General features: G+C 56.2%; 11 protein-coding genes. 2 read left to right on the top strand and 9 right to left on the bottom strand.

The features are described from left to right. Nucleotides 1-161: 161 nt before the first annotated feature. From erpA to BLR25_RS15350, 8 genes are all read right to left on the bottom strand, one after another. Complete coding sequence (gene erpA, locus BLR25_RS15385) at nt 162-512, bottom strand: iron-sulfur cluster insertion protein ErpA (protein ID WP_091938782.1); 351 nt, start codon at nt 510-512, stop codon at nt 162-164. Nucleotides 513-546: 34 nt separating this feature from the next. Beyond that, on the bottom strand, nt 547-948 hold the full coding sequence (locus BLR25_RS15380; RefSeq protein ID WP_091938781.1) for a bactofilin family protein: 402 nt from the start codon (nt 946-948) through the stop codon (nt 547-549). A 9-nt stretch (nt 949-957) separates the two neighbouring features. Beyond that, nucleotides 958-1,800, bottom strand: coding sequence for a DUF6776 family protein (locus tag BLR25_RS15375; RefSeq protein WP_143009886.1), 843 nt, complete (start codon nt 1,798-1,800; stop codon nt 958-960). A 110-nt stretch (nt 1,801-1,910) separates the two neighbouring features. Next, nucleotides 1,911-2,303 carry a 30S ribosomal protein S9 gene (rpsI, locus tag BLR25_RS15370; protein ID WP_091938779.1) on the bottom strand — a complete coding sequence of 131 codons (393 nt, stop codon included), beginning with the start codon at nt 2,301-2,303 and terminating at the stop codon, nt 1,911-1,913. 9 nt (nt 2,304-2,312) lie between these two features. Continuing rightward, nucleotides 2,313-2,741: a 50S ribosomal protein L13 gene (rplM, locus tag BLR25_RS15365; RefSeq protein WP_091938778.1), complete on the bottom strand. Its 429-nt coding sequence runs from the start codon at nt 2,739-2,741 to the stop codon at nt 2,313-2,315. Between the two features lie 134 nt (nt 2,742-2,875). Further along, entirely contained in the window at nt 2,876-3,499 is a 624-nt protein-coding gene (coq7, locus tag BLR25_RS15360) for a 2-polyprenyl-3-methyl-6-methoxy-1,4-benzoquinone monooxygenase (RefSeq protein WP_091938790.1), read from the bottom strand. 4 nt (nt 3,500-3,503) lie between these two features. Further along, complete coding sequence (locus tag BLR25_RS15355) at nt 3,504-4,061, bottom strand: CNP1-like family protein (protein WP_176785927.1); 558 nt, start codon at nt 4,059-4,061, stop codon at nt 3,504-3,506. Then, nucleotides 4,051-4,599 carry an RNA pyrophosphohydrolase gene (locus tag BLR25_RS15350; protein ID WP_091938776.1) on the bottom strand — a complete coding sequence of 183 codons (549 nt, stop codon included), beginning with the start codon at nt 4,597-4,599 and terminating at the stop codon, nt 4,051-4,053. Before BLR25_RS15350 ends, BLR25_RS15355 begins: the two co-directional genes overlap by 11 nt. Nucleotides 4,600-4,762: 163 nt before the next feature. On the opposite strand from BLR25_RS15350, the gene BLR25_RS15345 reads away from it, so the two are divergent. Together BLR25_RS15345 and BLR25_RS15340 are read left to right on the top strand one after the other, a co-directional pair. Then, on the top strand, nt 4,763-6,481 hold the full coding sequence (locus tag BLR25_RS15345) for a proline--tRNA ligase (protein WP_091938775.1): 1,719 nt from the start codon (nt 4,763-4,765) through the stop codon (nt 6,479-6,481). Beyond that, a complete protein-coding gene (locus BLR25_RS15340) occupies nt 6,469-7,074 on the top strand; it encodes a lytic transglycosylase domain-containing protein (protein ID WP_091938774.1) in 606 nt (201 codons plus the stop codon). Before BLR25_RS15345 ends, BLR25_RS15340 begins: the two co-directional genes overlap by 13 nt. A gap of 50 nt (nt 7,075-7,124) precedes the next feature. Here BLR25_RS15340 and ffh read toward each other — a convergent pair whose 3' ends face one another. Continuing rightward, entirely contained in the window at nt 7,125-8,480 is a 1,356-nt protein-coding gene (ffh, locus tag BLR25_RS15335) for a signal recognition particle protein (protein ID WP_091938773.1), read from the bottom strand. Nucleotides 8,481-8,483: the final 3 nt, after the last annotated feature.

Here is an 8,483-nt window from a genome sequence, read left to right as displayed (position 1 = left end):
GTCAAGCCGTTTTGTAAAAAAAGAGGACTATTTACTTGAACAGCCACCAACACGGAAAAAACAAAGCAAAGAACACCTCAAGAAGTCCGCTCAGCGCGAGAAAAACGCCCCGCTTACGGGGCGCCTTCACACAACACACCAACGCTCACATCACGCCTTGGCTAGGCAGAAAAGGACGAACCGCATCCGCAGGTAGACGTCGCATTCGGGTTCTTGATTACAAACTGAGCCCCTTCCAACCCCTCGGTGTAGTCGATTTCCGCCCCTACCAGATATTGATAGCTCATTGGATCAACCAGAAGGGTCACGCCATTTTTTTGCATGGTCGTGTCGTCATCATTTACCGTCTCGTCGAAGGTAAAACCATACTGGAACCCGGAACAACCGCCACCCGTTACAAAAACCCGAAGCTTGAGATCCGGATTCCCCTCCTCGTCGATCAGATCTTTCACCTTGCTTGCCGCGCTATCGGTAAAGACAAACGGGGAGGGCATCTCTTCTTCCATACTCATAACACTTCTCCTATCACTTCCCAGCGAACAGCCATTAATTGCTCGACGCCAGTTTAAGCTCAACATTTTTGGCACTAACCTGATGCACGAGCCGCCCCTGAATTACGGCGCCCTGCTGCATCTCGATCTGATGGTACTCCACGTCTCCTGTGACACGCGCCGCCGAGAGGAGTTCCAACGATTCGCTAGCGGAAATCGGCCCAATCACCGTCCCATTGATAACAACATGACCAACAGTGATCGCCCCCTCGACGCTCGCCCGCTCACTCACGACCAAGGTCCCTTGTTGAGGGTTCTCGCAACTGATATTCCCCCGAACCTCGCCATCGATGCGCAGACCGCCCTTGAATACAACATTCCCTTCAATCCTGGTACCAGCGCCAATCAAGCTATCGATACTACTCTGCGGCGTACTTCCCTTTTTTGACCCAAACATGCGCCCCCCTTAAAAAGCAATCGACTGCCTTGCGCGCACCGCACCATCTTGCATCAAGCGCGCCTCGACACGTTTGACAATACCGCCCTCGGGGACGGAAAAACTTCCCTCAAGCCGAAAAAAGTGCTTGATTTCAAATCGAAAACGCTGAGAACTAGGATCATTTTCGGAAGGGATGGTGATCATAACATCTTTGCCCCCCTGCCGCACTTCAAGCACCAATACCAACGACCCTCGAACCTCCTTCGCCAAGCGCCCGCCGCTGTTTATCACCAGCATCCGATAACGAAACTCACCAGGTTTGCCTACCGAATCGACTCTCAAATCACTGATTCGCAACCCGGGCTCCCCTCCGAGATCGACAGAGGGCATCAATCCTTCAAAAAAGGCAAGATCCTGCTTTAGCGCAGCATTTTCCAACTCAAGCGATTTGACTTGCGACGACAGTTGGCGTAACGCTGCCTGCTCGATTTGCAATCGACTCTCTCCGGAACCGGCGACGCCCCGCAGCTTGGTTAGCTCGGCATCCAATTCCATCACGTAATTGCGCAACAACTGTATTTCTCGAGCCGACTCATTACTATCGAAGCCTGCGAAACGGCGCCCGGCATCATAGATCCAAGCGGCCAGCGCAAGAGAAACCGAAAGAATCACAACGGTCGCTGAAGCTCGCCAGTACCACGGAACATGCGTCCGGACAGCAACCCTCGGCGCGCTGATGCCGAACCGCTGCCGCAAGCGCTTGAGCTTGGCGGCAGCACCGGAAATCGCCATTTTTCCCCCTCTCCCCGCAAACAAATAGGATTCGAGTTTTGCGCGCGGCACAACCACCACGCGGAACGCTTCTGCCACCGGCGCTATCTACCAATCCAGACACAGAGCAGGGCGCAATCATAGACCGCACACCCGAAAAACACAAAAGCCGCCCAAAGGCGGCTTTTGACATACGAACAGAGCGGCGTTTAGCGCTTCGAGAACTGCTTACGACGACGCGCCTTGTGCAAACCAACCTTCTTACGCTCGACTTCGCGCGCATCACGCGTCACAAACCCAGCCTTCGACAAGGTCGGTTTGAGAGCGCCATCATATTCGATCAACGCACGCGTAATCCCGTGACGCACAGCGCCTGCCTGGCCTGACTCACCGCCACCGGACACATTGACCTGAATGTCAAACGTCGAGACTTGCTCAACCAACTCGAGCGGCTGGCGAACAATCATCCGCCCCGTAACACGCGAGAAAAACTCATCAACCGGTTTGCCATTGACAACGATGTTGCCCGAGCCACGCTTCATGAAAACACGCGCGACGGCACTTTTCCGACGGCCAGTGCCATAAAAGAAATTATCAGCCATTTCGACCTCTTAGAGTTCCAGAACCTTCGGCTGCTGAGCAGCGTGAGGATGAGAATCGCCAGCGTAGCACTTCATTTTCTTCAGCATGGCATAACCAAGCGGCCCCTTCGGCAGCATCCCCTTAACGGCTTTTTCCAGCACACGGCCAGGGAAACGCTGTTGCATCTTGGTGAAATTCGTTTCGTAGATACCGCCCGGGAAACCCGTGTGGCGATAATACTTCTTGTCTTCGGCCTTATTGCCCGTCACGCGAATTTTATCGACGTTGGTCACAACGATGTAATCACCGGTATCCACGTGCGGCGTGAATTCGGGTTTATGCTTGCCACGCAGGCGACGCGCAATCTCGGTGGCGAGCCGACCCAGCACCTTATCGGTGGCATCAACCACGAGCCACTCGCGCTTGACCTCGTGCGATTTGGCGGAAAATGTCTTCATTTGGAACGTCGTCCTTGTAAGCCTGATTACAGAAAGCCGGTCATTTTATTGCAGACAGGCAGCAAAAGTCAATCACCATTTCATGCTTTTATTTTCTTTGCCTTCCAAACAGCAAGACGAGGCACCTTGAACGATCAAAGATAATAAGCCGTCTTTGTCATTACCTTTGCCACCAACTTCATCGCCGTCTTGGCCATTACTGGAAGCTCATGCGCGCCAAGCGCCACAGCCATGTCCGCATGACGCCGCTCATCGGACTTCATCTGCGCAACGATCGCCCGTGACCTGACATCTTCCGCGGGAAGCATTTCCAGATGCCCACTCAGATGAGCCTCAACTTGCCGCTCGGTCTCGGCAAGAAAGCCCAAGCTCCAGGCATCCCCACATTTTCCTGCCACTGCACCTATGGACCACGACCCTGCATACCACAGAGGATTCAGTAAGCTCTTGCGCCCCCCCAACTCGGCAAGGCGCCCCGCTGTCCACGCCAAGTGCTCAACCTCTTCATCCGCGGCCGCTTCCAGCGACAACCGGATTGACGCATCATGACAGGTCAGGGCCTGCCCTTGGTACAGCGCCTGAGCACAAACCTCACCAACATGATTGACTCGCATCAAACCTTCGGTTCGCGCGCGCTCACGTTCGGAAAATTCGTGGTCGGGCAAAGCCCCGGCAGGACTTCCCCGTCCGGGAGCGCCATTGACAAACAGCGTTCGCAAGGCCTTATCAACCGACAAAATCAAGGTGTCGACTCGCATGGGACTATCGCGCCCCCTCAACGGCCCCACCCTTGAGCAATACGCGACGCGCAGCCTCTGGGGTGACAATTGCAGGCGCACCAATCGTACAGAAATAATTCAGGAACAATTCCACATGATGACTGCTCCGACTTCCACGAACTTTTACCCACTGATCGCTTCGCGCCATCGACCATGTACCATCCGAACGCCCCGTGGCGTACAAACGCCGCTCTCCCGTCTGGCAGCGCATACCTTCAAAACTGACATTCCGCGCGCCTTGCGCGCTGACGATCACCAGAACGTAGCGAATGACGCCATCCTTGCCGACCGACAGCGTTTCCCCATCGATCAAGAACGTGATATCGGTACGAATGCCGACCGGAAACGCAATCAAGCTGCCTTGCTTCGGATAAGCCGGCATCTCAAACGCCCCTTCCACCCAGGGTGTCTCGTCGTCATCCAACTCCGCAGCGGAAACCCCAGCGCAAAAAGTCGCCAAAAGCGCTGCGATACCGACTACACGGAGCAGCGCAACCCATGACGATTTCGCGCGCCGATCCTGACCAACGTCAACTGCCATTCTGATTGCCCATCTCGCCCGTCTTGTTTCGCCGCAACTGCGTGTCCCGCTTGGCCTTACGCTGATCCGCATCAAGAAAGCGCGCCAACTCGTTCAACGCCATCTCATAGACGCCTCGCTTAAACTCGATGACCGAATCAAGAGAAACCCAATAGGTCGTCCAGCGCCAAGCATCGAACTCAGGATGATCGGTGGCACGCAGGCAAATATCAGTATCTCGCCCTAAAAGACGCAATAGAAACCAGATCTGTTTCTGCCCCTTGTAACTCCCGCGCCACTCGCGCTTAATCCAATGGGTCGGCACATCGTAACGCAACCAGTCCTTGGTCCTGCCTAGGATAGAGACATGCTCGGGGAGCAATCCGGTTTCTTCCTGAAGCTCGCGGTACATCGCCTGCTCGGGCGTTTCTCCCCGTTTGATGCCGCCCTGCGGAAATTGCCATGAATGTTCCCGAATTCGCTTACCCCAGAATACCTCGTTCTTTGCGTTACACAAGATGATGCCGACGTTAGGGCGATATCCCTCACGGTCGAGCATATTAAAACCTGCGAAAATGTTGGTTGGCCACATTCTTCCATATTTAGAGAGGCTTGCAAAGCAAGTCGGCAACGGAGCACCTTCCAGCAAAGTGCCCACATCTCGCGACAACACGATCGCTCCTGTAGAATCATGCCTTTATCCAACGTCGCCGACTAACATCATGCGCACTTCGAAATACTTCATTTCCACCCTCAAAGAAGCTCCCTCCGACGCCGAGATTGTCAGTCACAAATTGATGCTGAGAGCGGGGCTGATCAAGCGCCTGGCCGGCGGCATCTACACTTGGATGCCGATCGGACTGCGCATCCTGCGCAAGGTTGAGAATGTCATCCGGGAGGAAATGGACCGAGCCGGCGCCATCGAACTATCGATGCCCGCCGTTCAACCCGGCGAACTCTGGCAGGAATCCGGCCGCTGGGAAAAATACGGCCCCGAATTGTTGCGCCTCAAGGACAGACACCAGCGAGATTTCGTCATTGGCCCGACGCACGAGGAAGTCATTACAGATGTCGTGCGCAAGGAAGTCCGGAGTTATCGCCAACTGCCGCTGCACTTCTACCAGATCCAGATGAAGTTCCGTGATGAAATCCGGCCTCGTTTCGGCGTCATGCGCGGACGCGAATTCCTGATGAAGGACGGTTATTCCTTCCACACGAACTTCGAGGATCTGCAACGCGAGTATCGCAATATGTTCGAAACATATTCGCGTATTTTCGAGCGCCTCGGCCTCAAATTCCGCGCAGTTGCGGCTGACACGGGCTCGATCGGCGGCAGTGGCTCGCATGAATTCCACGTTCTCGCAGACTCGGGAGAAGACGCCCTTGCCTACTGCCCCGCGTCCGACTACGCGGCCAACGTCGAACTCGCCGAGGCGCTAGCTCCGAGCGCTGCGCGGCAGGATGGAAGGCAGCCCTTAGAAAAAGTGGCTACGCCCAAGCGGACGCGCTGCGAAGATGTCGCCAGTTTCCTGCAACTCCCGCTGACAAAGACCGTCAAGGCGATTGCCGTCATGCATGACGACGCTTTCAGCCTGCTCCTGATCCGTGGCGACCACACGCTTAACGAAATCAAGGCAGGCAAGCTCCCGGGACTGGATCCGTTCCGCTTTGCCACGGACGCCGAAGTCGAGCGCTTCCTTGGATGCAAACCGGGCTATATCGGACCGGTCGTCATTGACCGGGCGAACATTCGCGTCATTGCCGACCGTAGCGTTGCCGCCATGAGTGATTTCGTCTGCGGCGCCAATGAAGAAGGCTACCACCTGACCGGCGTGAACTTCGCGCGCGACCTGCCTGAACCCGACCTGGTCGCCGACATTCGCAACGTCGTCGCAGGCGATCCGTCACCCGACGGCAAAGGTGTGCTCGAATTGTGCCGCGGCATCGAAGTAGGCCACATTTTCCAACTCCGGCAAAAATACGCTGAAGCGCTGAACTGCGCCTTCCTTGACGAGAACAGCCAGAGCCAGATCATGGAAATGGGTTGTTATGGCATCGGCGTTTCGCGCATCGTCGGTGCAGCCATCGAACAATGGCACGACGATCGCGGATGCATATTCCCCCCCGCCATTGCACCATTCACCGTCTGCATCGTCCCGATGGGCTACAGCAAGAGCGCTGCCGTCAAAGCTGCGGCCGACACGTTGTATGCTGATTTGCAAGCTGCCGGCGTTGACGTTCTGCTTGACGATCGCAACGAGCGTCCGGGAGTAATGTTTGCCGACATGGAACTGATCGGCATTCCACACCGCGTCGTCGTTGGCGATCGAGGCCTTGCCGAAGGAAAGCTGGAATACAAAGGACGTACCGACAGCGATGCTCAAATGATTCCAGCGGCGGACGCCGTCGGCTTCCTGAAAGGCAGGTTGTGCGGCGTCTGATCGCCCTTTTCTCGCTCATTGTCGTTCCGCTTGCAGCGCTGGCCGGCGCTCAGAAATACGAACCGCTGTCGGCCAGCGTGCAAGCCGCCTTGTCGCAAAATATCGCTGATCAGGCACCGCCCAAGAGTTCGTTCCGCAACCCGATCGAGGCCGCCGACTGGCTGACCGAAATGTCGCAGCGCCTCGGCAGGCGCATTCCGGACAGAGAAAGCCGTCTCGATTTTTTGCGCGCTGTGCATTACGAGGCCACTCGCGCGGGGATCGACCCTCAACTTGTGCTCGGACTGATTCAGGTCGAGAGCGGCTTCAAGAAATACGCCGTTTCTTCCGCGGGCGCCCGGGGATTCATGCAGGTCATGCCGTTCTGGGTCAAACTAATCGGACGGAACGAAGACAATCTTTTCCATCTGCGCACCAATCTGCGCTTTGGTTGCACGATCCTGCGCCACTACCTCGATATCGAACAAGGCGATCTGTATCGAGCGCTCGGCCGCTACAACGGCAGCCTCGGCAAGCCTGAGTACCCAAACATGGTCAAGGCTGCCTGGCAAAACCAGTGGCTATACACGCCACAGAAACTCGCCAACCGCTGAGATTCCACGCCCGTCACCGAACATAAGCATGACGGCGGGACCTCCCAGGGTCAACGCATCCCGGGAATCATTCCCTTCATGCCGCGCATGAGTTTTCCAATACCGCCCTTGGAAAACTGCTTCATCATCTTTTGCATCTGTTCGAACTGATTGAGCAGCCGATTGACTTCCTGCACCTGGACACCGGCCCCCGTTGCAATCCGGCGCTTACGCGAGGCTTTGATCAGTTCGGGCTTGCTGCGCTCGCCGGGCGTCATCGAGTTGATGATGCCTTCGATTCTCCGCACCATTTTGTCCTCGGTACCCACAGGCAACTGCCCAGCTGCTTGTGCAAACTGTGCCGGCAACTTATCCATCAGCGACGACATCCCGCCCATCTTGCGCATTTGGCCGATCTGCTCTTTGAAATCGTTGAGATCGAAACTCTTGCCCGATTTCAGTTTCTTCGCAAAATCGACCGCCTTTTGCTCGTCGATACCTTTACGCGCTTCCTCGATCAGCGAAAGGACATCGCCCATACCGAGAATTCGCGACGCCATCCGTTCGGGATGGAAGGGCTCGATTCCGGTCAATTTTTCGCCGACGCCTGCAAACTTGATCGGCTTGCCCGTCACATGCCGCACCGACAGCGCTGCACCGCCTCGGGAATCACCGTCGAGCTTGCTCAGCACGACGCCCGTCAAGGGTAGCGCCTCGCTGAAAGCCTTGGCCGTATTGATGGCATCCTGGCCGAGCATCGCATCAACGACAAACAAGGTTTCGATCGGAGAAACCGCGGTGTGCAACTCGGCGATTTCCTTCATCATCGCCTCGTCAATCGCCAGACGTCCGGCCGTATCGACAAGCAGCACATCGCAGTAATGCTTGCGCGCCCAATCGACGGCATTACGCGCGATATCGACCGGCTTTTCTCCCACCGACGACGGAAAGAACTCGACTCCCGCCTGCGCCGCAACTGTCTTCAACTGCTCGATAGCCGCCGGACGATAAACGTCGCAAGAAACAACGAGAACTTTCTTTTTCTGGCTCTCTTTGAGCAACTTGGCCAATTTGCCGACCGTCGTCGTTTTGCCGGCCCCCTGCAAGCCGGCCATCAGAACGACGGCCGGTGGCTGTGTTGCCAAATTGAGCCCGGCATGGGCCTCACCCATCAGAGCAGTCAGTTCACGATGGACAACGCCGATCAGCGCCTGTCCTGGGCTGAGCGAACCGACGACCTCTTCGCCGACCGCTTTTTCCTTGACAGCGGCCACAAATGCCTTGACCACAGGCAAGGCAACGTCAGCTTCGAGCAACGCCAGGCGAACTTCGCGCAAGGCATCGGCAATATTGGATTCGGTCAGGCGTGCTTCGCCGCGCAGCGTCTTCATCACGCGCGCCATGCGCTGGGTCAGGTTATCGAGCATTTG

This window comes from Propionivibrio dicarboxylicus (genome assembly GCF_900099695.1).
Taxonomy (GTDB): domain Bacteria; phylum Pseudomonadota; class Gammaproteobacteria; order Burkholderiales; family Rhodocyclaceae; genus Propionivibrio; species Propionivibrio dicarboxylicus.
This window is presented reverse-complemented; position numbering and strand designations above follow the sequence as displayed.

What these genes read in the sequence shown, in the direction of transcription:
- erpA (WP_091938782.1), bottom strand. Translation starts at nt 512, where the DNA reads ATGAGTATGGAAGAAGAGATGCCCTCCCCGTTTGTCTTTACCGATAGC.
- BLR25_RS15380 (WP_091938781.1), bottom strand. Translation starts at nt 948, where the DNA reads ATGTTTGGGTCAAAAAAGGGAAGTACGCCGCAGAGTAGTATCGATAGC.
- rpsI (WP_091938779.1), bottom strand. Translation starts at nt 2,303, where the DNA reads ATGGCTGATAATTTCTTTTATGGCACTGGCCGTCGGAAAAGTGCCGTC.
- rplM (WP_091938778.1), bottom strand. Translation starts at nt 2,741, where the DNA reads ATGAAGACATTTTCCGCCAAATCGCACGAGGTCAAGCGCGAGTGGCTC.
- coq7 (WP_091938790.1), bottom strand. Translation starts at nt 3,499, where the DNA reads ATGCGAGTCGACACCTTGATTTTGTCGGTTGATAAGGCCTTGCGAACG.
- BLR25_RS15355 (WP_176785927.1), bottom strand. Translation starts at nt 4,061, where the DNA reads ATGGCAGTTGACGTTGGTCAGGATCGGCGCGCGAAATCGTCATGGGTT.
- BLR25_RS15350 (WP_091938776.1), bottom strand. Translation starts at nt 4,599, where the DNA reads ATGCTCGACCGTGAGGGATATCGCCCTAACGTCGGCATCATCTTGTGT.
- BLR25_RS15345 (WP_091938775.1), top strand. Translation starts at nt 4,763, where the DNA reads ATGCGCACTTCGAAATACTTCATTTCCACCCTCAAAGAAGCTCCCTCC.
- ffh (WP_091938773.1), bottom strand. Translation starts at nt 8,480, where the DNA reads ATGCTCGATAACCTGACCCAGCGCATGGCGCGCGTGATGAAGACGCTG.